The following is a 23,804-nucleotide window of genomic DNA, read 5'->3' on the forward strand; positions in this document are numbered from 1 at the left end:
GGTGCGGCAATGGGGGAACCGTTGTAGCAAGCATATGCGCATGCACGCCTAAATGCAATAGAAATAATGTTCTATTCAAGTCGGGCCGAATGTTCGAGGTTTCGAGCATTGGCGGGAGGGTTTCCGGCCTGTGTTCACTCTTGCATGAGCCTCCGACATGCCCTCGGCGGTTCAGTTTCGTGGCGGATTGCCGACTGGTTTCACTTCGGACGAGCCTCCGGCATCACGGCATCACGGCTTCACGGCTTCACGGCTTCACGGCTTCGTGCTCGTGCTCGCGCCGGTGCCCGTGCTCTTGGCTATGTCGCTGTCGCTGTCGCTGCCCTTGCTCGTGCCCTTGGTCCTGTCTCTACTTCCGTCCATCCTCTGTCTCTGTCTCTATCTCTGTCTCTGTCTCTGTGCTGGCCCTGCCCTGCCCCTGCCCTTGCCCTTGCCGTCACTGCCCTGCCACTACCCCCGCTCATCCGCAGCCCTGCCCTGCCACTGTCCCTGCTCATCCCCGGCCCTGCCCTACTCATCCCTTGTCCTTGTCCATTTCTTGCCGCTCGGCTGTCCCTGTCGCCACCTTGGGGCCTGCCCCAGGCGCCAAGCCCCGACTCCCCGCGTTCCTGGCGCGCGCCCGACTGTCCGACCGGCACCACCGCATCCAACCAATTGCCCGTAAAGTCTTACTGTTATACAGTTACTCAGAATTCGATAGGATCCTCGATACGCGCAAGTACCGGGGCGACACATAGGAGTAGGAATGGCTCAGATCAGCCCCATCGTGAAGCAGGCCACCCCCGTGGTCGTAGAGAAGGCCGAGGGCAACTGGATCGTCGGCACCGACGGCGTGCGCTACCTCGACTTCACTTCCGGTATCGGCGTGACCTCGACCGGCCACTGCCACCCGCGCGTCGTCGCGGCCGCCCGCGAGCAGGTCGGCAAAGTCATCCACGCGCAGGCCACGACCGTGATGCACAAGCCGCTGCTCGAGCTCACCGAAAAGCTCAGCGATTACCTGCCCGAGAACCTCGACTCCGTCTTCTACGCGAACTCCGGCGCCGAGGCCGTCGAGGGCGCGTTGCGCCTCGCCCGCCAGGCGACGAACCGCCCCAACATCATCGCCTTTCAGGGCGGCTTCCACGGCCGCACCTCGGGCGCCTCGAGCATCACGACCGCGGGCACGAAGTTCCGCAGCAGCACCGTGCCGCTGATGGGCGGCGTCGTGATCGCGCCGTTCCCCTACGCCTACCGTCTCGGCATGAGCGAGGCGGATGCGGTGCGCTTCGCCCTGCGCGAGCTCGACTACCTCTTCGCCACCACCACGAGCCCGAGCGAGGTGGCCGCCTTCATAATCGAGCCCGTGCTCGGCGATGGCGGCTACATTCCGGTGCCCGTCGAGTTCCTGCGCGGCATCGAGCAGCGCGCCCGCGAGCACGGCATCGTGCTCATCGTCGACGAGATTCAGTCGGGCGTCGGCCGCACCGGCGCCTTCTGGGCGCACACGCGCTCGGGCATCTCGCCCGACATCCTGATCACCGCGAAGGGCATCGCCTCGGGCTTCCCGATCTCGGCCATCGCGGCGAGCAAGGAGCTCATGGCGAAGGGTCTGCCCGGCTCGCAGGGCGGCACCTACGGCGGCAACGCCGTCGCGGCCGCCGCCGCCATCGAGACACTCGATGTCATTGACGACGAGCAGCTCGTGCATAACTCGGCCGAGCGCGGTGAGCAGCTGCAGGCCGGGCTCAAGAAGCTGCAGGAGCAATTCCCGGTCATCGGCGACGTGCGCGGGCTCGGCCTCATGCAGGCGATCGAGTTCACGACGCCCGAGGGCGAGGCCGACGCCACCACCGCCGCGGCCGTCCAGCAGGGCGCCGTCGCCGAAGAGCTCCTGCTGCTGCCGTGCGGGCCACTCGGTAATGTGATCCGCATCGTCCCGGCGCTCACGGTGAGCGCCGAGGAGGTCGACCTTGCGCTCGAGCGCCTTGAGCGCACCCTCGCGAAGGTCGTCACGCCCGCCTACGCGAACTAGGACCAACCATGCCCGTCATCGAGGAGCGCGCGACCCGCGCCGCCGAACTCCAGCACCGGCTCGGGGCCGCAGGAATCGAGGTCGACGCATCCGAGCATCGTCGCCAGGCCTATTCCTACGACGCCTCGAACTACCGCGTGCGCCCAACCCTCGTCGCGTTCCCTCGAACCATCGACGAGCTGCGCGAGCTGCTGCAGGCGGCGGCCGAAACCGGGCACCCCGTCACCACGCGCGGCGGGGGCACCTCGATGGCGGGCAACGCCGTGGGCGAGGGCATCGTCGTCGACTTCTCGCGGCGCATGACCGCGGTCGACGAGATCGACTTCGACTCGAACACCGTCTGGGTCGACGCCGGGGTCATCCTCGGCGAGCTGCGCGCGCAGGTGGAGCGCGCATCCGCCGGCAAGCTCACGTTCGCGCCCGACCCCTCGTCGCTCACGCGGGCCACGATCGGCGGCGCGATCGGCAACGACGCCTGCGGCAACCACTCGGTCGAGTACGGCCGCATGTCGCACCACGTCGTCGAGGTCGAGCTGCTCACCGCCGACGGCGCCCACCTGCTCGCCTCGGAGGGCGGCGTGCGCAGCGCCGACCCGACACACCGACCCTCGATCGCCCGCGCGGTCGAACTCAACGAAACCCTGAGCACCCTCGCGACCTCAAACCTCGCGGCCCTGCGGCTCGAGCTGCAGACCACCCCGCGGCAGGTCTCGGGCTACCACATCGGCAACCTGCTGCCCGAGAACGGCCTCAACATCGCCCGCGCGCTCGCGGGCAGCGAGGGCACCTGCGCGATCATCCTGCGGGCCCGAGTCGGACTCGTGCCGAAGCCCGGCCCGACGGCGCTGCTCTGCGTCGGCTACGCAAACACCGTCGACTCGGCGCGCGACGTCATGATGATGCTCGAGCACAAGCCGAGCGCGATCGAGGGCCTGAACAGCGCGATCGTCGACATCATGCGCCACCGCCGCGGCGAAGCCAGCGTGAGTTCGCTGCCGGAGGGCGACGCCTACGTCATGATCGAGTTCTCGGCCGACACGATCGAGGCCGCCGCCGAGAAATGCACCGCGCTGCTCGAGCACCTGCGCGAGCGTGGCCTCGTGCACGACCATGTCATCGCCACCGAGCCGGCCGAGCGAGCGAAGCTCTGGCGCGTGCGTGAAGACGGCGCCGGGCTCTCGTCGAAGCGCCTCGACGACGTGCAGACCTGGCCGGGCTGGGAAGACTCGGCTGTCGCACCCGAGAACCTCGCCGACTACCTCGCCGAACTCCTCCCCGTCATCGATGAGCACGGTTACACGGCCTCGATGTATGGCCACTTCGGCGCGGGCTGTGTGCACATGCGCCTCGACTTTGAGCTGCGCACCGAGGCCGGTCGCGCGAACTTCGACTCGTTCATGCGCCACGCGGCCGAGATCGTCGTGCGCCACGGCGGCTCGCTCTCGGGCGAGCACGGCGACGGCCGGGCCCGCAGCGCGCTGCTCGACGTCATGTATTCGCCCGAGATTATGCGGCTCTTCGCCGAGTTCAAGCGGGCGTGGGACCCAACGAACCTGCTCAACCCGGGCATCATCGTCGACCCGGTGCCCTACACCGACGCCCTCGTGCTCGACGGCCTGCCCGACCCGACGCTGCTGCCGATTCCGCGCATCCGCACCGCCGGTGAGCCGGATACGCGCGAGGGCCATGCGCACGAGCTCGGCACGTTCGTCGGCAACGCCCACGCCTGCATCGGCGTCGGCCGGTGCCGCTCGAGCACGGGCGGCTTCATGTGCCCGAGTTACCGGGCCACGAAGGACGAGAAGGACTCGACCCGCGGCCGCGCCCGCGTGCTGCAGGAGCTCGCGCGCGGCCAGGGCAGCAGCACCGGCGGCTGGGCGAAGCCCGAGGTACGCGAGGCGCTCGACCTCTGCCTATCGTGCAAGGCATGCTCGACCGACTGCCCGACCGGCGTCGACATGGCCGAGGCGAAGTCTGAGCTCATGCAGGACCACTACCGCGGCAAGCTGCGGCCGTTCACGCACTATTCGATCGGCTGGCTGCCTCGCTGGCTGCCGCTCATCACGCGCGTGAGCGCGCTCGCGAACGTGGGCGCGAAACTGAAGCCGCTGCGCTGGCTCGGCGAACGGCTTGGCATCAGCGCGCGCCGTCGCTTGCCCGCGTTTGCCCGGCACCGCGACCTCACGCGTCGGGTCGCCGAGGCGCAATTCAGCAAGAATGCCGACGTGCTCGTGTTTGCCGACAGCTTTACGAAGGCGTTCCGGCCCGAGGTGATTCCTGCCGCGGCGCGCGTGCTGCGCTCGACCGGTGCCAAGGTCGGCTGCACGGCCGACGCCTGTTGCGGCCTCACCTGGGTGTCGACCGGCCAACGCGACGGGGCGACACGCAGGCTCGCGAACCTCGTCGACAAGCTCGACGACGGCACCGAGCGCGACATCGTCGTGCTTGAGCCGAGCTGCGCGGCGACGATCCGCGACGAGGCGCCGAAGCTCGTCGGCGGGGATGCGGCCGAGCGGGTCGCGCGCCGGGTGCGGTCGTTCTCGGTGGCGGTCGACGAGGCGATGTCCGAGGGATGGGCGCCCGAGGCGACGCCGCCCGAGCGCGCGGTCGTGCAGACGCACTGCCACGAGCATGCGGTGTTCGGCTCGCAGTCGCAGCGCCGGGTGCTCGGCAAGTGGGGCGTCGCCGACGTGTCGGAGTCGTCGTCGTGCTGTGGCGTCGCCGGCAACTTCGGCTTCGAGGCCGAACACTTCGACGTGTCGATGCAGGTCGCCGAGCACTCGATCATCCCGGCGCTCGAGCGGGGCGGCAAGGACGCGCTCGTGCTCACCGACGGCTTCAGCTGCACCATGCAGGTGTCGCAGATCGACCCCGAGCGCGAGACCGAGCACCTCGCCATCGCGCTGGATCCCGAGGGAGCCCGCCGGGCGCATCCTGCCTGATTGACAGGAATACCGCCATACAGTGGGGCATTTGTCACTAGGGTCGAGTATTGAGCCCCGAGGAGTCAGCTATGCCCACGCACCAATCTCTCGAGACGGTGTCGGTCGCCGATGCCGCGACGAATCGCCTGCGCGACAGCCTGTTCGCCGGCGAGTTCAAGGCCGGCGAAGAGATCAAGGACACCCAGGTCGCGGCCGCCTACGGCATCGCCCGGCCGACGGCGCGCGTCGTGGTGCAGCAGCTGATCAACGAGGGGATGCTCGTGCGGCCTCCCGGGTACAGTGCCCGGGTGCGGTCGTTCGACCCGGGTGAGGTTGCGGACATCTATCGGGTGCGCAGGCTCATCGAGCTCGACGCCGTGCGCGAGATCAAGCTGAACGGGCCCTCGCTCGACCGCGTCGCCCGGGCCCTCGAGGGATTCGCGGGGCTGCAGGGCAGCGAAGACGACTGGTCGCGCATCGCCGAGGCCGACGTCGCGTTCCACGCGGCGGTCGTGAACTCGGCGGGCTCGCACCGCCTGCAGTCGTACTTCGCGGCGATCACGAGTGAGATTCGCCTCCTCATCGCGCTGCTCAAGGAGCAGTACACGGGCGGCGACGCGCTCTACGCCGAGCACGAGGAGCTCTACCGCAGCCTCCTCGACGACACCCCGCTCGATGAGGTCGAGCGCGACTGGCTCGCGCACCTCTCGTCGGCTGAGCACTTCCTGGCGCAGCACCTGTCGCCGAGCGACGACTGAGCCTTCGAAGGTTGAGTTGCGCGGGTTCTTCCGCACGCTGAAAAACTGTTATACAGTAATGCAGGGACGGAGGTGCCGCCCACGTTACGACAGGAGTGATCATGGTCGATCTGACTTCCTTCTCCGCCTTGAGCTTCGACGTGTACGGCACGCTCATCGACTGGGAGGCCGGCATCGCGACGGTGCTCAAGCAGTGGGCCGAGGCACACGGCTCCGACCTCGACGACGAGGCGCTGCTGCTGGCCTACGCCGAGAACGAGGCGGCCGTCGAGCGCGAATACCCGTCGCTCGCCTACGCGGAGGTGCTGCAGGCCGCGTTCCGTCGCACCGCATCCGACCTCGGCCTGCCCGTCACCGACGAAGAGGTGCAGGTGCTCGGCCGCTCGGTGCCCGAGTGGCCCGCGTTCGACGACACGCACGAGGCGCTGACGCGACTCAAGCAGCACTACAAGCTCATCATCCTCTCGAACGTGCACCAGCAGGGCGTCGACGGCTCGATCAAGCGCATGGACGTCGAGTTCGACCAGGTGAACACCGCCGAGAAGATCGGCTCGTACAAGCCGAACCCCCGCAACTTTGAGGTGCTCATCGAGAACCTCGGCGAGCTCGGCCTCGAAAAGTCGCAGCTGCTCCACGTCGCTCAGTCGCTGTTCCACGACCACGTGCCCGGCAAGAACGCCGGGCTCGACTCGATCTGGATCAACCGCCGCCACGACCGTCCGGGTTGGGGCGCGACCCCGGACCCCAAGGTCGGCGTGACGCCAGACGGCGAGTACAAGTCGCTCGCCGATTTCGCCGACGCGGTTGACGCCGCCTTCGCCGCAAAGGCCTAAACGCATGGCAACGCTCAAGCTCGACAACGTGCCCACCCAGCTCTTCATCGGCGGCGAGTGGGTCGACGCATCCACCGACTCGCTCATCGACGTCACCAACCCGGCCACCGGCGAGGTCATCGCCCGGGTCGCCGACGCGAGCCCCGAGGACGGGCGGCGCGCGGCCGAGGCGGCGAACGCGGCGCAGGAGTCCTTCGCAGCGCTGACCGCGCAGCAGCGCTCGCAGATTCTGTTCAAGGCCCACGTCCTGCTGCTCGAGAGCAAGGACGAGCTCGCGGCGATCATGACCGCCGAGATGGGCAAGCCCTTCGCCGAGGCCAAGGGCGAGATCGACTACTCGGCCGGCTACCTGCAGTGGTACGCGCAGGAGGGTCTGCGCGTGCAGGGCTCGCACGGTCAGTCGCCGAGCGGGCGCGGGCAGATCGTGCTCAGCCGCGAGCCCGTCGGGGTCTCGCTGCTGATCACGCCGTGGAACTTCCCCCTCGCCATGGGTGCCCGCAAGATCGCGCCGGCCATCGCCACCGGCTGCGCGGTCATCGTGAAGCCGGCCGAGAAGACGCCGCTCACCACGCTGTTCCTGGCGCGGCTGTTCGAGCTGGCGGGGTTGCCCGCCGGCGCGCTCAACGTCGTGACGACATCGACCTCGGGCAAGCTCACCGAGCCGATTCTCGCGGATGGCCTGGTTCGCCACCTCTCGTTCACGGGCTCGACGAAGGTCGGCAGCCTGCTGCACAACCAATGCTCGGCGCACATGATTCGCACCTCGCTCGAGCTCGGCGGCAACGCGCCGTTCATCGTGTTCGAGGATGCCGACCTCGACAAGGCCGTCGTCGAGGTGACCGCGGCGAAGATGCGCAACATGGGCGAGGCCTGCACGGCCGCCAACCGCATCCTCGTGCACGAGAGCGTGGCCGAGGAGTTCGGCCAGCGCCTCACCGAGCGGTTCGCGCAGTTCACCGTCGGTAACGGTCTCGAGGACGGCGTTGACGTCGGCCCGATGATCGACCAGGCGAGCAGCGACCGCCTGCAGGGCCTCGTCGACAACGCGGTCGCCGGCGGCGCGCGCGTGCTCATCGGCGGCGAGCTGCCCGAGGGCCCGGGGTCGTTCTACGCGCCGACCGTGCTCGCCGACGTGCCGCGCGATGCCGAGCTCACCTGCACCGAGTTGTTCGGGCCGGTCGCGCCGATCATCACGTTCACCGACGAGGACGACGCCATCGCGATCGCGAACGACACCGAGTACGGCCTCGCGGGCTACCTCATGACGAACGACCTCGCCCGCGCGATGCGCGTCTCGCGCAAGCTCGAGATCGGCATGGTCGGCATCAACTCGGGTATCATCTCAGACGTCGCCGCGCCTCTCGGCGGGGTCAAGGCCTCGGGCCTCGGCCGCGAGGGTGGCATCCTCGGCATCGACGAGTTCCTCGAGTACAAGTACACGTTCATCCCGAACGAGTAACTGCTCGCTTGCCGGACGAGCCGGTCGGGCAGAATGGGTGGATGCGCGCATCCGAGGACTTTCGAGCTGGGCTGCGTGACGCACTCCCGGTCGCCCTCGGCTACGTTCCGCTCGGCATTTCATACGGCATGTTCGCCCACTCGGTCGGCCTGCCGTGGTGGCTCGCGACGATCACGGCGCTCGTCATCTACGCGGGCTCGATGGAGTTCGTCGCGGCCGGGATGCTCGTGGGCGGCGCGCCGCTCGCCACGGCCGCCACGACGGCGCTGTTCGTCAACTCGCGCCACCTCGTCTACGGCCTGAGCGTGCCGCTCGAGCGGGTGCGTAACCCGCTGCTGCGCGCCTACGCGATCCACGCGCTCACCGACGAGATGTACGCGGTCTGCATCTCGTTGCCGCGCGAAGCGCTCACGGGCCCGCGGCTGGTGGCGATTGCCGCATCCGCCCAGTTTTACTGGGTGCTCGGTACGACTGTCGGAGCCGTGTTCGCGACGCTCGTGCCGTTCGACCTCTCGTTCATGGGCTTCGCCATCGTCGCGCTGTTCGTGATTCTCGCGATCAACGCGGCGAAGGCGTCGGGGGAGTGGGCGCTGCTCGGCGTCGGCCTCGCGCTCGCGGTCGTCGCGGCGTTCGTGGCGCCCGAGGCGATGATGTTCGTCGGCCTCATCGCCTACTGCGTCGTGGCGGTCGGCGTCGTGATCGTGCGCCGCCGGCGGGGCATCCACGCGACGACGCAGCCGAACCGCACGATGCCCGGCACGACGATCCCGGCGCGCACCCGCGAGATCCCGATCGTCGGCGACGACGCCCCAGGCAATGCCCAGGGCGAGGAGGACGACCGATGAACCCGTGGCACACCGCGGCCCTGCTCGCCGTCATCTGGGCCGTCACCTTCGCCCTGCGCGCCGCGCCGTTCGCGGCGTCTCGCTGGCTGCGCGAGAACGACTTCGTGCGCGACCTCGGCCTGCTGCTGCCCGTTGGCGTCATGGCCGTGCTCGTCGTCGGCATGCTGCAAGACACCCCGTGGGAAGGCTGGGGCTGGGTGCCGTCGATCGCTGGCGTCGCGGTCACCGCGGCGCTGCACCTCTGGCGCGACAGCGTGCTGCTCAGCCTCGTCGGCGGCATCGCCGCCTACGGCGTGCTGCTGCTCGTCGTGCCCTAGCGGCCCGCCAGCAACGGCCCCGCGCTACTGCTCGTCGAGCCCGACGGGGCAGCCGTTGCGCTCATCGCCGGTTGCCGGCACACGATCGGGCAGCTGTGCAATCACCGAGATCGCGCCGGTCGCAGGCGCCGCGGGCGCATCGATGTCAAACAGTACGCGCATCGCGTCGACGGCCTCGTCGCTGCGGCGTTCGCGGGCGAGCTCCTTGATGCGCACGGTCGGCTCGTGGAGCAGCGAGTTGCCGAGCTTGCGCATCGCGATGGCGGTCGTCTCGTCGACGCCGAGGCGCGAGATCTCATGCTCGACGCGGCCCTGAATGGTCTCGCGGAACGAGGCGATGAGGGCGGATGCGCGCTGCACCCGGCGCTCGTCCTCAAAGTCGCGCGCGGCGCGGGCCACGATGCAGCGGGCGAGGTCGGTCGTGTCGAGGTCATCGAGGGGCGCGTGCAGGCGGATCGTCTCGAGGTCGAGCACATCGACTCCCTGCAGCTTGCCGACGAGCGGGTCGACGTTGCGCGGCATGCCCATGTCGATGATGAGTTGGCGCTGGGAGTGCCCGGCGGCGAGGCGCGTGTTGCGCACGAAGCCGTGCTCGAGCACGTACTTGTCGGAGGTCGAGCAGGTGATGATCACGTCGGCGCTCGAGACCTCTTCGGCAATCTCGCCGCTCGTCACCTCGGTGACGTCGTAGCGCTCGCCGAGCGTGTGCTGGCGGCCCGAGGGTGAGTAAACGCCGACGGTGCCGGCGCCGCGGGCCTCGAGGGCCTTGAGCGAAGCGCCTGCGTAGGCGCCGGTGCCGATGAGCAGGATGCGCGCGGTGGCCCAGTCGCGCACCTGCGAGCCGGCGAGGTCGAGCGCGAGGCTCACGAGCGAACGGCCCGTGCCGGCGAGGTCGGTGTTCGCCTTGACGCCCTTCGACGTCTCGGCGGCGATGCGGAACACGCCCTCGAGGGCGCCCGTCGTCAGCTGCTGCTGGCGTGCACGCTGCAGTGAGCGGCGCACCTGGCCCGAGATTTCACCCTCGCCGACGGCGACGGACTCGAGGCCTGACGAGACCGAGAAGAGGTACTCGGGCACGTGCGTGTCGCCGAGCACGCGCATGTGGGCGCGTAGCTGGTCTTCGTTGACGCCCGAGAGCGTCGCGAGGCGCACGAACATCGCGTCGATCGCGCCCGCGGAGGCGACGTCGAGGTAGAGCTCGACCCGGTTGCAGGTCGAGAGCACGACGGCGCCGTTGAGACCGGGCACCTCACGGGTGCTGTCCTCGACGGCCTGCACGGGAACTTGCGAGAGCCGTTCAAGCAACGCAAAGCCCGCGCTGCGGTGACTCGCAGAAAGGCAAACAAGCATGATGCTCTCATCATAGCTTCGGGCACGAAAGTTCGGGAGCGGCGCCGAGATGCCAGACTTGGAGCCATGGTTACGCAGTTGCCCGCATCCCATCCCCTTGTCGACGGCCGCACCGGGGGTTCCCCGCTCGTCCGCGCCTCCCGGGGGCTGCGCTCGCAGACGCTCCCTGTCTGGTTCATGCGCCAGGCCGGCCGTTCGCTGCCCGAATACCTCGAGCTGCGCAAGGGCGTCGACATGCTCGACAGCTGCGTTCGCCCCGAGCTCGCGAGCGAGATCACGCTGCAGCCGGTGCGCCGCCACGGCGTCGATGCCGCCGTCTTCTTCAGCGACATTGTCGTGCCGCTCAAGCTCGTCGGCATCGATGTCGACATCGTGCCAGGCCGTGGGCCCGTGTTTGCCGAGCCGGTGCGTGACGCGGATGCGGTGGCCCGCTTCGTCGCGAAGGTGCGCGACGCGCTTGCCGATGACGACGCGAAGGCGCAGCTGTTTGCGCCGATCCGCGACGCCGTCGAATTGACCATCGCCGAGCTGGGCTCGACCCCGCTCATCGGCTTCGCGGGCGCGCCGTTTACGCTCGCGGCCTACCTCGTCGAGGGCGCCCCCTCGAAGGATCACCTGCGCGCCCGCGCCCTCATGCGCGGCGAGCCCGCGCTGTGGAGCGAGCTCGCCGGCGCGATCGCCGAACTCTCGTCGGCGTTCCTCGAGACGCAGATTCTCGCGGGCGCCTCGGTCGTGCAGCTGTTCGACTCGTGGGCCGGCTCGCTCTCGCGCGAGCTGTACGGCCAGGCCGTCGCTCCCTCGAGCGCCGTGCCGCTCGCCCGCGCCGCGCAGTTCGAGACGCCCGAGGGCGAACGCGTGCGCAGCATCCACTTCGGCGTCGGCACCTCGCACCTGCTCACCGACATGCACGCGGCTGGCGGCGACGTGCAGGGCATCGATGACCGCACGCGCCTCGACGAGGCGATCGAGCGCCTCGGCGGTGACGTGCCGGTGCAGGGCAACATCGACCCGGCGACCCTGTTCGCGGGCACCGAGGTGCTGCACGCGCACGCCCGCGACGTCGTCGCGCAGGGCGCCGCGGCGCCCGGCCACATCGTGAACCTCGGCCACGGCGTGCCGCCGGAGACCGACGCGACCGTGCTCACCGAGCTCGTCGAGTTCATCCACACTTTGCCGGGCGACGGCCGACTCGAGGCCTAGCCGTGCGCGTCGCCATCGTCGGCGCCGGCGTCGCGGGGCTCGTCGCCGCGCGGCGGCTCGCGCAGCTTGGCCATGAGGTGCTGGTGCTCGAGGCCGCGGATGCGCCGGGCGGCATGATTCAGCCTGCCAACCTCGGCAACCTGCAGATTGACATCGGTGCCGAGGCCTTCGCGGTGCGCGGCGGCGCGGTCGCCGAGCTCGTCGACGAGCTCGGCCTCACCGGCGAGCTCGTTGAGCCCCGTGCGCTTGGCTCGTGGGGGTACCAGGACGGCGAGGCCTACGCGCAGCCGAAAGGCGGCCTCCTCGGCCTCCCTCCCGGCCCGGAGGCTGCGGGCCTCGAGGCCGCGGTCGGGCCGGAGGGCGTCGCGGCCGTCGCCCACGAAGCACTGCTTGACCCGCGTATCGGCGCCGACGCGGCCAACCTCGCCGACCTCGTGCGCGCCCGCTACGGCGAGCGCATCCTGCACCGCCTCGTCGCGCCCGTGACCCGCGGCGTCTACTCGCTCGACCCCGAACTCGTGCGTGTCGACGCCCTGCTGCCGGGCGTGCTCGAGCAGCTGCGCGAGCACGGCTCGCTCGGCGCCGTCGTGCGCGACCGTCGAGCGGCGGCCTCGCCCGGTGCCCTCGTGCGCTCGGTGCGCGGCGGCATGCACCGCCTCGTGGCGGCCCTCGTCGCCGACTGCGAGCGCCTCGGCGTCGCGTTCGAATACGGCACCCGGCTGCGGCGGCTCGACGAACTGCCCGAGCACGACGCGGCCGTCATCACGGTGCCACCGAGCGACGGCTTTCCCTACCTTGGCGACGTGCGCGCGGGCCGGTCTGTGCAGAGCGAGGTCGTCGCGCTGCTGCTCGACGCACCGGTGCTCGACGCGCATCCGCGTGGCACGGGCCTCCTCGTCGCCCCGAGCGCGAGCGGCACCGACCCCGTGCGCGCGAAGGCGCTCACCCACGTCACCGCGAAGTGGCCGTGGCTCGACGAGTCCACCGGCCCCGGCCGGCACGTCGTGCGGCTCTCGTACGCCAACCCCGACGATGCGAGCCTGCAGCGGGCGCTCGCTGACGCATCCGCCCTGCTCGGCAGCCCGCTCGCGGCCGAGCAGCTCGTCGACCATGCGCGGCAGCTGTGGCATATGCCCCCGCCGCCGGCCCGCATTGGCGCCGCGAATGCCCGCGCCAAGCTGCAGGATGCGGTGGCCGATCTGCCCCCGAATATCCGCTGCATCGGCACCTGGATCGCGGGCACCGGCCTCGCGAGTGTCGTCCCCGACGCGAACCGGATCGTGCAGCAACTACAGAACGTAGACTAGGGAGCATGCCAACTCCACAGGATGGGGCCCACGGCCCGCTGACGCAGTACGCGAACTATTCGGTCTTTCGTCGTCCCGCTGGTACCTCGGCTCCGGGTGATCTCGCCGGCGCGGTGAGCCAGCTCGAAGCGGCAGTACAGCGCTCGGCCGACGCCGAGGTGACGCTCCGCGGCTTCTACGACATCTCGGGTTTCCGCTATGACGGCGACGTGCTCGTCTGGCTGCATGGCGAAGACCCCGAAGCGCTCCAGGCCGCCGTGCGCCGCATCCGCGCGACGCCGCTGTTTGCCGACCTCGAACTCACCTGGCAGGTGACCGGTGTGCACCGCGCCGCCGAGTTCAACGAGCGCCACGCGCCCGCCTACATGCTCGGCAAGGAGCCGGCGAAGTGGATCACAATCTATCCGTTCGTGCGCTCGCACGAGTGGTATCTGCTGCCCGACGAGGAGCGCAGCGTGATGCTGCGCGACCACGGCATCCGCGGCGCGGCGTTCAAGAACGTGCTCGCGAACACCATCGCCTCGTTTGCGATCAGCGACTACGAGTGGATGCTCTCGTTCGAGGCTGACGAGCTCACCGACCTCGTCGACATGATGCGCGACCTGCGCTACACCGAGGCGCGCCGCCACGTGCGCGAAGAGGTGCCGTTCTACGCCGGCCGCCGCGTGCCCGCGAGCGAGCTGCCGCTCGTGCTGCGCTTCGAGAGCGAGGCTGGCGCATGACCGCAGAGAACATCGGCCGCACGCTCGGCAAGGCTGCCCCGGCGAAGGATGCGCCGCTCGCGCCCGGCGCGGTCGTGTCGGCCGCGACCCCCGCGGCCTGCGGCGGCGCCCCCTGGGTCGAGACGCCGACCGAGTACGACGGCATCCTGCTCGCCTCCTTCGGCGGGCCGGAGTCGCAGGACGACGTCATTCCGTTCCTCCGCAACGTCACCTCGGGCCGGGGAATCCCGGACGAGCGCCTCGAAGAGGTCGCCGTGCACTACCGCCACCACGGTGGCGTGAGCCCGATCAACGAACAGAACCGCCAGCTCAAGGTGGCGCTCGAGGCCGAGATCGCGCGACGCGGGCTGAACCTGCCGGTGTTCTGGGGCAACCGCAACTGGGAGCCCTACGTCACCGACGCGTTCGCCGAGGCCCGCGAGGCCGGCGCATCCAAGCTCATCGCGCTCGCGACGAGCGCGTACTCGTCGTACTCCTCGTGTCGCCAGTACCGCGAAGACTTCGCGGATGCGCTCGAGGCGACCGGCCTGCAGGGTGAGCTCGAGATCGACAAGGTCGGCCAGTTCTTCGACCACCCCGGCTTCGTGCAGCCGTTCGACGACGGCGTGCTCGAGGCGATCGATTCGCTGCGTGCCGAGCACCCCGAGCTCGCGCTCGCCGATGTCGAGGTGCTCTTCACGACGCACTCGGTGCCGACGAGCGACGCGAACAAGTCGGGCCCCGACACCCGCAGCTTCGGTGAGGGCGGCGCCTACGCGGCGCAGCATCTCGCAGTTGCCGAGGTCGTCGTCGCCGATGTGGTGCAGGCGCTCGCCGAGCGCGGCGAGGGTGGCGTCGAGCTCAACTGGCAACTCGTCTACCAGTCGCGCTCGGGCCCAGCGAGCCAGCCGTGGCTCGAGCCCGACATCAACGACGTCATCGAGGGCCTGCCCGAGCGGGGTCGCAAGGCCGTCATCGTCGTGCCGCTCGGCTTCGTCAGCGACCACATGGAAGTGCTCTGGGACCTCGACAACGAGGCGAAGGAGTCGGCCGAGGAGGCCGAGCTCGCCTTCCGTCGCACCCCGACCCCCGGCGTTCACCCCGCCTACGTTTCGGGCCTGATCGACCTCGTCGAAGAGCGCATCAAGGGCACGCCGAAGGCCGAGCGACCCCGTCGCACCGACCTCGGCCCCTGGTACGACGTGTGCCGTGCGGGCTGCTGCGAGAACGAGCGCCTCGGCTTCCGCCCGGCCGTCGCTGGTCTGCAGCCGTGACCCCGCTGCGCATCGGCACGCGGGGTTCGAAGCTCGCGGTGGCGCAGACGACGCAGACCGCCGAGCGCCTCGCCGAGCTCTCGGGCCGCGAGGTCGAGATCGTCACGGTGACCACCCACGGTGACGTCAACCGCGCCTCGCTCCGGGTGCTTGGCGGCCGCGGCGTGTTCGCGACCGAGCTGCGTGAGGCCCTGCGCGACGGCGACGTCGACATCGCCGTGCACTCGCTCAAAGACCTCCCGACCGCGCCGGCGCCCGGCCTCGTGCTCGCCGCGCATCCGAGCCGTGAGGACGCCCGAGACGCGCTCGTCGCCCGCGACGGCCTGACGCTCGCGCAGCTGCCCGAGGGCGCGAAGATCGGCACCGGCTCGCCGCGGCGCGTGGCGCAGCTGCGCCGGGTGCGCCCCGACCTCGACATCCGCGACATTCGCGGCAACATCGACACCCGCATCGGCTTCGTCACCTCGGGCGAGCTCGACGCGGTTGTGCTCGCCGCCGCCGGCCTCTCGCGCTACGAGCGCACGGGGCAGATCACCGAGCGCTTCGACCTCGCCGACTTCCCGAACGCTCCCGGCCAGGGCGCGCTCGCGGTCGAGGTGCGCGAGGGCTTCGACCTCGACGCGCTCGTCGAACTCGACGACCCCGCCACGCGACTTGCGGTCGAGGCCGAGCGGGCCGTGCTCGCGGGCCTCGACGCCGGCTGCCAGGCGCCCGTTGGCGTACACGGCGAGTTCGTCGGCGGCGAGCTACAGTTGCACGCCGCCGTCTACGACGACCGCGACCCGAACCAGGTTTCGGCCATCACCGCATCCGGCGGCGTGCCCGTGCCCCGCACCAAGCTGCCGCTCGGCCCCGTCGCGAGCCGCAGCGTCGCGAGCGGCGCCGGGTTCGAGCTCGCGCAGCGCCTCGTGCAGCGACTGTTCGAGCGCGGGGTCGGTGACCTGACGCTGTGACCTTGGCCGGCCCCGGCATCCTGATTCCCGGCTCGGGTGACCTCGCGCACCGCTGCGCCGCGCTCGTGCGCGAGCGCGGCGGCGAGGCATTCGTGTCGAAGGTGCTCGAGTTTCGTGCGCCCGAGGGCGACGAGCTCGAGCGGCTGCAGGATGCCCTGGTCGGGCTGCGCGCCGACACCTACGACTGGCTCGTGGTCACCTCGCCGCGCGCGGTCGGCGTGCTGCGGGCATCCGAGGTGCTGCCGCTGGCCCCCGGCACGCGGGTCGCCTCGGTCGGCCGCGCCACCGCGCTCGCCCTGCGCGACGCGGGCGTCGGCTGCGACTTCGTGCCCACCGATGAGTCGGCCGCGGGCCTCGTCGCCGAATGGCCCGAGACCGGGCCCGGCCGCGTGCTGCTGCCGAACTCGAATCGCGCGCATCCGACCGTGTTCGAGGGCCTCACCTCCCGCGGCTACGCGGTCGACGTCGTGACCGCCTACGTCACGGCGACCCGGCCGCTCGCACCCAAGGCGGCCGACGCGCTCGCGGCGGGTCGTGTGCACGCCGTGCTCGTCACCAGCGGCTCGGTCGGCCTCGCCATCGCCGACGAGCTGCGCGCCCACCCCGACACCCGCATCGTCTCGATCGGCCCACAAACCACCGCCGACCTGCGCGCCCACGGCCTCACCGTCGCCGCGGAATCGCAGCAACCCACGGCAGAATCACTCCTCGACGCCACCGCCCGCGCGCTCGGCGCCGACCCCACCACCCCACAGGAGTTCGCATGACGTTCCCCATCTCTCGCCCCCGCCGCCTGCGCCAGAGCGCGGCCGTTCGCCGCCAGGTGCGCGAGACGCACATCCACCCGAACGAGCTCATCCTGCCCGTGTTCGTGCGCGAGGGCATCGACGAACCGCAGGCGATCAGCTCGCTGCCAGGCCTGTTCCAGCACAGCCTCGACTCGGTGCGCGGCGTCGTGAACGAGGCGGCCGAGGCGGGCGTCGGCGGCATCATGCTCTTCGGCGTGCCCGCTGAGCGCGACGCGACCGGTTCGGGCGCGATCGACCCCGAGGGCATCCTCAACCGCGCGATCACCGTCGTGGCCGAGGAAGCCGGCGACGCGATCACGGTGCAGGCCGACCTCTGCCTCGACGAATTCACTGATCACGGCCACTGCGGCGTGCTCGATGAGCGCGGCCGCGTCGATAACGACGCCACCCTTGAGCTCTACAACCTGATGGCGGTCGCGCAGGCCGAGGCCGGCGCGCAGATCATCGGCATGTCGGGCATGATGGACGGCCAGATCGGCGAGGCGCGCGAGGCGCTCGACGTCGCTGGCCACGACGACGCGATTCTGCTCGCCTACTCGGCGAAGTACGCGTCGGCGCTGTTCGGGCCGTTCCGCGAGGCCGTCGACTCGCAGCTGCAGGGCGACCGCAAGACCTACCAGCAAGACCCGGCGAACCGCCGCGAAGGCCTGCGCGAGACGCTGCTCGACATCGAGGAGGGCGCCGACATCGTCATGGTGAAGCCCGCCACGATGTATCTTGATGTGCTTGCGGATGTTGCGGCTGAGTCGATCGTGCCCGTGTGGGCCTACCAGGTCTCGGGCGAGTACGCGATGATCGAGGCGGCCGCCGCGAACGGCTGGATTGATCGCGATCGCATGATCGACGAAGCCCTGCTGTCGATCAAGCGCGCCGGCGCCGACGGCATCCTCACCTACTACGCGACCGACTACGCGCGCCGAATCCGCACGGCCTAAGGAGCACAATGACCACGACTGAGCCGACCACGAACCAAGACTGGTTCGACCGCGCCCGCAGCTTCACGCCGGGCGGCGTTAACTCGCCCGTGCGCGCCTTCGGGTCGGTTGGCGGCGTGCCCCCGTTTACGGCGTCGGCGCAGGGCGCCTGGCTCACCGACGTCGAGGGCAACCGCCGCGTCGATCTCATCTGCGGCTGGGGCCCGATGCTGCTCGGCCACTCACACCCGGATGTCGTGGCGGCAGTGACCGAGACGGCCTCGCGGATGATGTGCCCGGGTGGCCCCGCGACCGGCGAGGTCGAGCTCGCCGAGGAGATCATCCACCGCATCCCCGCCATCGACGAGGTGCGCCTCGTGTCGACCGGCACCGAGGCGACGATGACCGCGATTCGTCTCGCGCGCGGCGCGACCGGCCGCGACCTCGTGATCAAGTTCGCTGGGTGCTACCACGGCCACTCGGATGGGCTGCTCGCGGCCGCAGGTTCGGGTCTCGCAACGCTCGCGCTGCCCGGTTCGGCCGGCGTTCCCGAGGCAATCGCCTCGCAGACGATCGTCGTGCCGTACAACGACATCGAGGCTGTGCGCGCTGCGTTCGTCGAGCACGAGGGCCGGGTCGCCGCGGTGATCACCGAGGCTTCGCCCGCGAACATGGGCGTCGTGCCGCCGCTGCCCGGCTTCAACCGCTCGCTCGCCGAGCTCTGCCATGAGCAGGGCGCGCTGCTCATCTGCGACGAGGTGCTCACCGGTTTCCGCACCGGCCCCGCTGGCTGGTGGGGCCGCGAGCAGCAGGACTCGGAGACGAGCGGCTGGACCCCTGACATCTTCACGTTCGGCAAGGTCATCGGCGGCGGCATGCCCGTCGCGGCGCTCGGCGCCTCGCACGAGCTCATGGCGCACCTCGCGCCGACCGGTCCGGTGTACCAGGCTGGCACGCTCTCGGGCAACCCGGTCGCCGTCGCCGCGGGCATTGCGACGCTGCGCCTCGCCGACCCCGCCGTATACGAGAAGATCGACCTCGCCGCGGGCCGGGTCATCGACCTCGTGCACACCGAGCTGAACCGCGTCGGCCTGCCGCACGCCGTCGGCCGCGTGCGCAACCTGTTCTCGTTCAAGTTCGGCGACGGCGCGGCCCTCGGCTGGAGTGGCACCGACGAGTTCGGCAACCCCGCGCCGCTCAATGAGGACGAGGTGAAGCGCCAGGAGTCGTGGCGCTACCCGGCGTTCTTCCACGCGATGCTCGACGGCGGCGTGAGCCTGCCCCCGAGCATCTTCGAGGCTTGGTTCCTCTCGGCCGCGCACGACGACGAGGCGATCGACGCGATCGCGGCGGCGCTGCCGAAGGCTGCTGAGGCCGCAGCGGCGGCGACGGCAGTCTAGGTTTTCCGGCCAAGTACGAAGTCGCGCATGGGGATGCGCGAGGGAGGGCAGGGTGGGCGCGCGCCCGCCCTCGTGGCGGGGTCTTCAACAGCCGGATCAGCGACATTTGCGTCGAGTTCGCGAGCCGCAGCGAAGTGTTGACCGGACATGACGCCGGGGATCCCCGACGTTCGCGACGAACTCGACTATGAGGAGTGGCTCAATGCTGCCGACTCCATCGACGTGAGCATTGCTATCGAAGCGATCAAGCAGCACTACGTCATGGACACGAGTGAGGTGTGGTTCGCGTTGGAGACGGCACGCTCGTCGAGTTCTCGTTCGAGATGACTCTCAGCGCGAACAACGAGCATCGTGGCGACGCGACGCAGCACGTGACCCTCGTGGTCGACTAAGCCACCGCATCCGCCTCGGGATCGCTAGAATTGACCGAGTGAAAGCGCTGCTCCTCGAAAACATCCACGTCGACGCCGTCAAGCTGCTCGAATCCGAAGGGATCGAGGTGGAAACCCGCAAGGGCGCCCTTGACGAGTCGGAGCTGATCGAGGCGGTGCAGGACGTCGAGCTGCTCGGCATCCGCTCGAAGACCCACGTGACCCGCCGCGTGCTCGAGAGTGCGCCGAAGCTGCTTTCGGTGGGTGCCTTCTCGATCGGCGTCAACCAGATCGACCTGGAGGCCGCCGCCGATGCCTCGGTCGCCGCCTTCAACGCGCCGTACTCGAACACCCGCTCGGTCGTTGAGCTCGCGATCGGCGAGATCATCAACCTCGCTCGCCACCTCGGTGACCACACCCGCAACATGCACAACGGGCTGTGGGACAAGACGGCGAAGGGCTCGCACGAGGTGCGCGGGCGCACGCTCGGCATCATCGGCTACGGCAACATCGGCTCGCAGCTCTCGGTGCTCGCGGAGTCGCTCGGCATGCGCGTCTACTTCTATGACGCCGTCGACCGCCTCGCGCTCGGCAATGCGGTGCGCTGCAACTCGCTCGAGGAGCTGCTCAACACTGTCGAGACGGTTTCGGTGCACGTCGACGGTCGCGTCGAGAACACGAACATGTTCAACGCCGAGACTTTCGCGATGATGCGCCCCCGCACCATCTTCCTCAACCTCTCGCGCGGCCACGTGGTCGACCTCGAGGCGCTGCGCGACAACCTGCTCTCGGGCCACATCGCCGGCGCCGGTCTCGACGTCTACCCCGTCGAGCCGAAGAAGGCGGGCGATCCCTTCGAGTCGGTGCTCCAGAACATCCCGAACGTGCTGCTCACCCCGCACATCGGTGGCTCGACCGCCGAGGCGCAGCAGGACATCGGCCGCTTCGTCGCTGGCAAGTTCCGCGATTACGTGCGCGGTGGCTCGACCTACATGTCGGTGAACCTGCCCGAGATCTCGCTCGAGCCGCTCACGCATGGCTCGCGCCTGTTGCACCTGCACCAGAACGTGCCGGGCGTCATGTCGTCGGTCAACTCGGTGCTCGGCAACCACGGCGTCAACATCGACCGCCAGCAGCTCGCCACCCGTGGCCAGCAGGGCTACGTGGTCACCGACGCCTCGGGCGATGTGCCGCAGTCGGCTCTCGACGAGATCCGCAACCTCGAAGCGACGACCCGCCTCACAGTGCTCACGGCGTAGCTGCTAACTCAAGTAGTCCCTGGTTGGTCGGCGCGCCAACCAGGGTCGCTCATCGCGCCGATCTGGTTCCAAGAAAGGGCGCGGGCAATGGGCGCGGCGCATTCAGCAGGTACTGCGACGGTCGGCAAGGTTGTTGCTTGGTCAATTGCGGCAGTTGTCGGAACGGTCGTCGTCGGGGCCGCGCTACAAGGTATCACTGGCGGTGGAAGTGGCGGCGACCTGGACTCCGCGCGGGTCGTTCGCGTAGTCGATGGCGACACTATCGACGTCACGCGCGACGGCGAAGAGGTGCGTGTACGTCTGTTGAACATCGATACTCCTGAGACCAAGGACCCAGACTTGCCGGTTCAATGCCTTGGACCTGAGGCGACTGACTTCCTCGAAGACCTGCTTCCCCGTGGCACCAGAATCGAACTCGCTTATGACGAGGTCGTCCTTGACCCCTACGACCGAACGCTTGCAGCCGTTTTTCTCGACGGTGAACTGGTAAACGCGCAGATCGCAGCAGAGGGCCTCGGCCTACCTGTCCTGTTTGAGCCGAATGATCGGTTCTACAACGAAGTACTTGATGCCTCGGAATCTGCAGAAAGGGCCCAAATCGGTCTCTTCTCGAGCAACATTGACTGCACCATCGCAAGCCAGGTCGATGCTGCAATTGCTGCTGCAGACATCGACCTGTCGGCCGTTGAAGGCGGTGAAGTTGACACCATATTCGCGGCCGCCACGGCCCTGAAAGAGCTCGAACATCTTGCGAGCAAGCTGTCACCAGAGCACGTTGGTGACCTCGTGAACACGACGTTCGCAGCAGCATCCGCAAGCGACTACCTGTCAACAAAACGCAACGATCTTGAGGATTCATCGGAGAGCCTAACGGGTGCGCTCTTCGACGCGGCGCGATCGCGAGATGACGCAAACGATGATCTGCTGGTCGAGCAATGGTCGGTCGTTGAAGAGGTTCCTCCTGTCGAAACCGAAGACGTGACGGACACCGACTCGGCGGATGTTGAAACTGTCACTCCGGAGGAGAACTATGGTTCCGGCACCGAAGTTGAGCCCGCGCCCGAGCAGGAGTGGGTGGAACCACCGGTAGAAGAATCGGCCCCCGAGCCCGTCTCGCCGCCCAGCGACTCCTCGGATTCCGGTGGCTCGACCTGCGTGCCCTATGGCCCCGAGATCCCGTACTCCAACGATGGCGGCTACACGGGCAAGTGCTACGGCATGCCTGGAGGCGAAACGTTCCGAATGTGTGACTAGATCGTCGCCTCGTTTAGCGGCGAGGTCCGGGACAACGGCGTAGCGTCGGCGCCAAGTTAGTCCGGAGGTGCGCGATGTCGGGCTCACGGGAGCCGGAGTACGACCCGAATCTGAAGTGGTACGAGCGTGGTGGGTACACCACCATGGCCGCCATGGGACTGGTGCTCGGCCTCATCTGCGCGCTCGCACTGCTCGCCGGGTGGCTGTTCTCGCAGCTTGAACTGGCGCGCCTATTCGTGCCCTATCCGGCGACGATCGGCCTCATCTTCAGCATCCTCGGCGTGCTCGGGCCGTGGAAACTTGCGGCGGTGTCGGGCGGACTTCTCTGTCTCGACTCCGTCGCCGTGGCGATGTTGCTGGGCTAACGAGCGCGAGCGGAACGGCCGTGGGTCGTACCGCTCGCGCTTGCAGGCGAAGGAGGCTAGTAGATGGCCTCGTCGACGCAGGCGGTAGAGACCTCGGTCACGACGTCCTCGAACTCGGCGCGCTCGTCGTCGGTGCCGTACTCGTTGTTGGCAGCCTTCGCGAGCGGGTCGTCCGAGAGGTCGGAGTCGACGAGCCCCTGGGAGATGCAGTCGAGGAACGCGTCCTGCGTCTCGGCGTCGAGACCGGTCGTGGTGCCGACGAGCTCCTCCTCGATGGTGGTCTTCAGCTCGTCAGCGGTGGGACGATCGGCGGCGGTGAGACTCTCAACGAGCTCGTCGAAGATAGGAAGCTCTGCGGGCTCGCCTGCGGTGGGACGCTCGTCGCGCTCTGCGGCACCCGAGCAGGCAGTCAGGGCGAGTGCGGCGCCGATCATAGGGCCGACGGCGAGGCGGCGAAGCTTGATGGTCAAAGTGTTCCTATTTCGGTAGGTGTCTCGTTGTAAACGATGTGAATCATCTCATGAGGTCGATGCATGCCGTACCGCCCGGCTCATGACGCTCGCCGGAGTGCGCGGGGTGGCGCGGTCGAAGAAGGTGTTCACCACAAAGCCCGACCCCGCGCAGGCGAAGCCGCGGGACCTCGTCAAGCGCGGCTTCACGGCACCCGCACCGAACCGGTTGTGGGTCGCGAACATCACGTCTGTCGCCACGGGGGAGGGGTTCGCGTACGTCGCGTTCGTGGTCGACGTGTTCAGTCGGATGATCGTTGGCTGGAACGTCGCGGCAACGCTGAAGGCCGACGTGCTGCCGCTGCTGGCGTTGAACATGGCTGTGCAACGCGACTGGGTCGCTCGAAGAGCTCGTGCATCACGTCGACCACGGCTCGAACTATCTGTCGATCGTCTACACGGACCGGATCGCAGAGCTCGGCGGGACACCCCCGACAGGGACCGTCGGCGACTCGGTTGAAAGCACCCTCGCAGAGGCCGTTAATGGGCTCTACAAGACCGAGTTGATCCGTCGCCGCGGGCCGTGGCGCACGGTCGAGCAGGTCGAACTCGCGACGTTCGAGTACGTGTGGTGGTGGAACAACGCCCGCCTCCACGGCGAGCACGGGAACCGGACCCCGGTCGAGGTCGAGGCGGCGGGCTACGCTGGCCTCGAATCAGCCCAGCCAGCGCTCGCCGGACAGGAAGCAGGTAGGAACGAAACCCAGCGCGAATCAAGATCCCTCCTGCCGCAATAATGGGACATTTGGGTCACGGGTTCCCGCTGCCCCGTACTCTGGGGCCCTGTTGGGGCCCTGTTGGGGCAATGCGGGACGGGCTAGGGGAAAGAGACTGCCTCGGGGTAAGGCGGAGTGGGCGAGCTTCGGGCGGGGCGGGGGTGCGAGCAAGGCGACGCATGACGCGCGTGCTTTCGTGGGCAGGGGGTTGGGGGGGGGGGGGGTTTTTTTTTTTTTTTTTTGGGTTGATGAGAAAAAAAAAAAAACAAACA

22 protein-coding genes are annotated in these 23,804 nt (G+C 68.9%); 20 read left to right on the forward strand and 2 right to left on the reverse strand.

The window, feature by feature from the left end; all coding sequences use genetic code 11:
- Nucleotides 1-745 precede the first annotated feature (745 nt).
- The 7 genes from QM019_RS05940 (at nt 746) to QM019_RS05970 (ending at nt 9,150) form a co-directional block, all read left to right on the forward strand.
- Nucleotides 746-2,014, forward strand: coding sequence for an aspartate aminotransferase family protein (locus QM019_RS05940; RefSeq protein ID WP_282852260.1), 1,269 nt, complete (start codon nt 746-748; stop codon nt 2,012-2,014).
- 8 nt (nt 2,015-2,022) lie between these two features.
- Nucleotides 2,023-4,956: an FAD-binding and (Fe-S)-binding domain-containing protein gene (locus tag QM019_RS05945; RefSeq protein ID WP_282852261.1), complete on the forward strand. Its 2,934-nt coding sequence runs from the start codon at nt 2,023-2,025 to the stop codon at nt 4,954-4,956.
- Nucleotides 4,957-5,027: 71 nt separating this feature from the next.
- Nucleotides 5,028-5,696 (forward strand): GntR family transcriptional regulator, encoded by a 669-nt coding sequence (locus QM019_RS05950; RefSeq protein WP_282852263.1) that lies wholly within the window; start codon nt 5,028-5,030, stop codon nt 5,694-5,696.
- A gap of 101 nt (nt 5,697-5,797) precedes the next feature.
- Complete coding sequence (locus tag QM019_RS05955; protein ID WP_282852264.1) at nt 5,798-6,529, forward strand: haloacid dehalogenase type II; 732 nt, start codon at nt 5,798-5,800, stop codon at nt 6,527-6,529.
- A 4-nt stretch (nt 6,530-6,533) separates the two neighbouring features.
- Complete coding sequence (locus tag QM019_RS05960; RefSeq protein ID WP_282852265.1) at nt 6,534-7,988, forward strand: NAD-dependent succinate-semialdehyde dehydrogenase; 1,455 nt, start codon at nt 6,534-6,536, stop codon at nt 7,986-7,988.
- Nucleotides 7,989-8,029: 41 nt separating this feature from the next.
- Nucleotides 8,030-8,833: an AzlC family ABC transporter permease gene (locus tag QM019_RS05965; RefSeq protein WP_282852266.1), complete on the forward strand. Its 804-nt coding sequence runs from the start codon at nt 8,030-8,032 to the stop codon at nt 8,831-8,833.
- A complete protein-coding gene (locus tag QM019_RS05970; protein ID WP_125107487.1) occupies nt 8,830-9,150 on the forward strand; it encodes a branched-chain amino acid transporter permease in 321 nt (106 codons plus the stop codon). Before QM019_RS05965 ends, QM019_RS05970 begins: the two co-directional genes overlap by 4 nt.
- Nucleotides 9,151-9,174: 24 nt before the next feature.
- On the opposite strand, the gene QM019_RS05975 is transcribed toward QM019_RS05970, so the two are convergent.
- Complete coding sequence (locus QM019_RS05975) at nt 9,175-10,593, reverse strand: glutamyl-tRNA reductase (protein WP_345961018.1); 1,419 nt, start codon at nt 10,591-10,593, stop codon at nt 9,175-9,177.
- On the opposite strand from QM019_RS05975, the gene hemE reads away from it, so the two are divergent.
- The 11 genes from hemE (at nt 10,567) to QM019_RS06030 (ending at nt 22,307) form a co-directional block, all read left to right on the forward strand.
- Nucleotides 10,567-11,700 (forward strand): uroporphyrinogen decarboxylase, encoded by a 1,134-nt coding sequence (hemE, locus tag QM019_RS05980; protein WP_282852268.1) that lies wholly within the window; start codon nt 10,567-10,569, stop codon nt 11,698-11,700. The genes QM019_RS05975 and hemE overlap by 27 nt on opposite strands.
- Nucleotides 11,701-11,702: 2 nt before the next feature.
- Nucleotides 11,703-13,007 (forward strand): protoporphyrinogen/coproporphyrinogen oxidase, encoded by a 1,305-nt coding sequence (locus QM019_RS05985; RefSeq protein ID WP_282852269.1) that lies wholly within the window; start codon nt 11,703-11,705, stop codon nt 13,005-13,007.
- A gap of 5 nt (nt 13,008-13,012) precedes the next feature.
- The gene (gene hemQ, locus QM019_RS05990; RefSeq protein WP_125107491.1) at nt 13,013-13,729 is read left to right on the forward strand and encodes a hydrogen peroxide-dependent heme synthase; all 717 of its coding nucleotides are present in this window, start codon (nt 13,013-13,015) and stop codon (nt 13,727-13,729) included.
- Nucleotides 13,726-14,982, forward strand: a complete 1,257-nt coding sequence (locus QM019_RS05995; protein WP_282826048.1) for a ferrochelatase — start codon at nt 13,726-13,728, stop codon at nt 14,980-14,982. Before hemQ ends, QM019_RS05995 begins: the two co-directional genes overlap by 4 nt.
- Complete coding sequence (gene hemC / locus QM019_RS06000) at nt 14,979-15,935, forward strand: hydroxymethylbilane synthase (RefSeq protein WP_282852270.1); 957 nt, start codon at nt 14,979-14,981, stop codon at nt 15,933-15,935. The genes QM019_RS05995 and hemC overlap by 4 nt, the downstream gene beginning before the upstream one ends.
- Nucleotides 15,936-15,937: 2 nt before the next feature.
- On the forward strand, nt 15,938-16,702 hold the full coding sequence (locus QM019_RS06005; RefSeq protein ID WP_282852271.1) for a uroporphyrinogen-III synthase: 765 nt from the start codon (nt 15,938-15,940) through the stop codon (nt 16,700-16,702).
- Nucleotides 16,699-17,679: a porphobilinogen synthase gene (hemB, locus tag QM019_RS06010; RefSeq protein ID WP_282852272.1), complete on the forward strand. Its 981-nt coding sequence runs from the start codon at nt 16,699-16,701 to the stop codon at nt 17,677-17,679. The genes QM019_RS06005 and hemB overlap by 4 nt, the downstream gene beginning before the upstream one ends.
- Nucleotides 17,680-17,687: 8 nt before the next feature.
- Nucleotides 17,688-19,058, forward strand: coding sequence for a glutamate-1-semialdehyde 2,1-aminomutase (gene hemL, locus QM019_RS06015; RefSeq protein WP_193128070.1), 1,371 nt, complete (start codon nt 17,688-17,690; stop codon nt 19,056-19,058).
- Between the two features lie 430 nt (nt 19,059-19,488).
- The gene (serA, locus tag QM019_RS06020) at nt 19,489-20,688 is read left to right on the forward strand and encodes a phosphoglycerate dehydrogenase (protein ID WP_282852273.1); all 1,200 of its coding nucleotides are present in this window, start codon (nt 19,489-19,491) and stop codon (nt 20,686-20,688) included.
- An 87-nt stretch (nt 20,689-20,775) separates the two neighbouring features.
- Nucleotides 20,776-21,942: a thermonuclease family protein gene (locus tag QM019_RS06025; protein ID WP_282852274.1), complete on the forward strand. Its 1,167-nt coding sequence runs from the start codon at nt 20,776-20,778 to the stop codon at nt 21,940-21,942.
- A 74-nt stretch (nt 21,943-22,016) separates the two neighbouring features.
- On the forward strand, nt 22,017-22,307 hold the full coding sequence (locus QM019_RS06030; RefSeq protein WP_193128068.1) for a hypothetical protein: 291 nt from the start codon (nt 22,017-22,019) through the stop codon (nt 22,305-22,307).
- Between the two features lie 56 nt (nt 22,308-22,363).
- Here the strand turns inward: QM019_RS06030 and QM019_RS06035 are convergent, their stop codons facing one another.
- Nucleotides 22,364-22,777: a hypothetical protein gene (locus tag QM019_RS06035; protein ID WP_282852275.1), complete on the reverse strand. Its 414-nt coding sequence runs from the start codon at nt 22,775-22,777 to the stop codon at nt 22,364-22,366.
- 82 nt (nt 22,778-22,859) lie between these two features.
- Here QM019_RS06035 and QM019_RS12920 point away from each other — a divergent pair, with 82 nt between their 5' ends.
- Together QM019_RS12920 and QM019_RS06045 are read left to right on the forward strand one after the other, a co-directional pair.
- A complete protein-coding gene (locus QM019_RS12920) occupies nt 22,860-23,276 on the forward strand; it encodes a DDE-type integrase/transposase/recombinase (protein ID WP_413229351.1) in 417 nt (138 codons plus the stop codon).
- Nucleotides 23,170-23,553 (forward strand): IS3 family transposase, encoded by a 384-nt coding sequence (locus QM019_RS06045; RefSeq protein WP_193128066.1) that lies wholly within the window; start codon nt 23,170-23,172, stop codon nt 23,551-23,553. The genes QM019_RS12920 and QM019_RS06045 overlap by 107 nt, the downstream gene beginning before the upstream one ends.
- Nucleotides 23,554-23,804 lie beyond the last annotated feature (251 nt).

It is taken from the genome of Gulosibacter sediminis (assembly GCF_030011715.1).
Classification (GTDB): Bacteria; Actinomycetota; Actinomycetes; order Actinomycetales; family Microbacteriaceae; genus Gulosibacter; species Gulosibacter sediminis.

What these genes read in the sequence shown, in the direction of transcription:
- QM019_RS05940 (WP_282852260.1), top strand. Translation starts at nt 746, where the DNA reads ATGGCTCAGATCAGCCCCATCGTGAAGCAGGCCACCCCCGTGGTCGTA.
- QM019_RS05945 (WP_282852261.1), top strand. Translation starts at nt 2,023, where the DNA reads ATGCCCGTCATCGAGGAGCGCGCGACCCGCGCCGCCGAACTCCAGCAC.
- QM019_RS05950 (WP_282852263.1), top strand. Translation starts at nt 5,028, where the DNA reads ATGCCCACGCACCAATCTCTCGAGACGGTGTCGGTCGCCGATGCCGCG.
- QM019_RS05955 (WP_282852264.1), top strand. Translation starts at nt 5,798, where the DNA reads ATGGTCGATCTGACTTCCTTCTCCGCCTTGAGCTTCGACGTGTACGGC.
- QM019_RS05960 (WP_282852265.1), top strand. Translation starts at nt 6,534, where the DNA reads ATGGCAACGCTCAAGCTCGACAACGTGCCCACCCAGCTCTTCATCGGC.
- QM019_RS05965 (WP_282852266.1), top strand. Translation starts at nt 8,030, where the DNA reads ATGCGCGCATCCGAGGACTTTCGAGCTGGGCTGCGTGACGCACTCCCG.
- QM019_RS05970 (WP_125107487.1), top strand. Translation starts at nt 8,830, where the DNA reads ATGAACCCGTGGCACACCGCGGCCCTGCTCGCCGTCATCTGGGCCGTC.
- hemE (WP_282852268.1), top strand. Translation starts at nt 10,567, where the DNA reads ATGGTTACGCAGTTGCCCGCATCCCATCCCCTTGTCGACGGCCGCACC.
- QM019_RS05975 (WP_345961018.1), bottom strand. Translation starts at nt 10,593, where the DNA reads ATGGGATGCGGGCAACTGCGTAACCATGGCTCCAAGTCTGGCATCTCG.
- hemQ (WP_125107491.1), top strand. Translation starts at nt 13,013, where the DNA reads ATGCCAACTCCACAGGATGGGGCCCACGGCCCGCTGACGCAGTACGCG.
- QM019_RS05995 (WP_282826048.1), top strand. Translation starts at nt 13,726, where the DNA reads ATGACCGCAGAGAACATCGGCCGCACGCTCGGCAAGGCTGCCCCGGCG.
- hemB (WP_282852272.1), top strand. Translation starts at nt 16,699, where the DNA reads ATGACGTTCCCCATCTCTCGCCCCCGCCGCCTGCGCCAGAGCGCGGCC.
- hemL (WP_193128070.1), top strand. Translation starts at nt 17,688, where the DNA reads ATGACCACGACTGAGCCGACCACGAACCAAGACTGGTTCGACCGCGCC.
- QM019_RS06025 (WP_282852274.1), top strand. Translation starts at nt 20,776, where the DNA reads ATGGGCGCGGCGCATTCAGCAGGTACTGCGACGGTCGGCAAGGTTGTT.
- QM019_RS06030 (WP_193128068.1), top strand. Translation starts at nt 22,017, where the DNA reads ATGTCGGGCTCACGGGAGCCGGAGTACGACCCGAATCTGAAGTGGTAC.
- QM019_RS12920 (WP_413229351.1), top strand. Translation starts at nt 22,860, where the DNA reads ATGACGCTCGCCGGAGTGCGCGGGGTGGCGCGGTCGAAGAAGGTGTTC.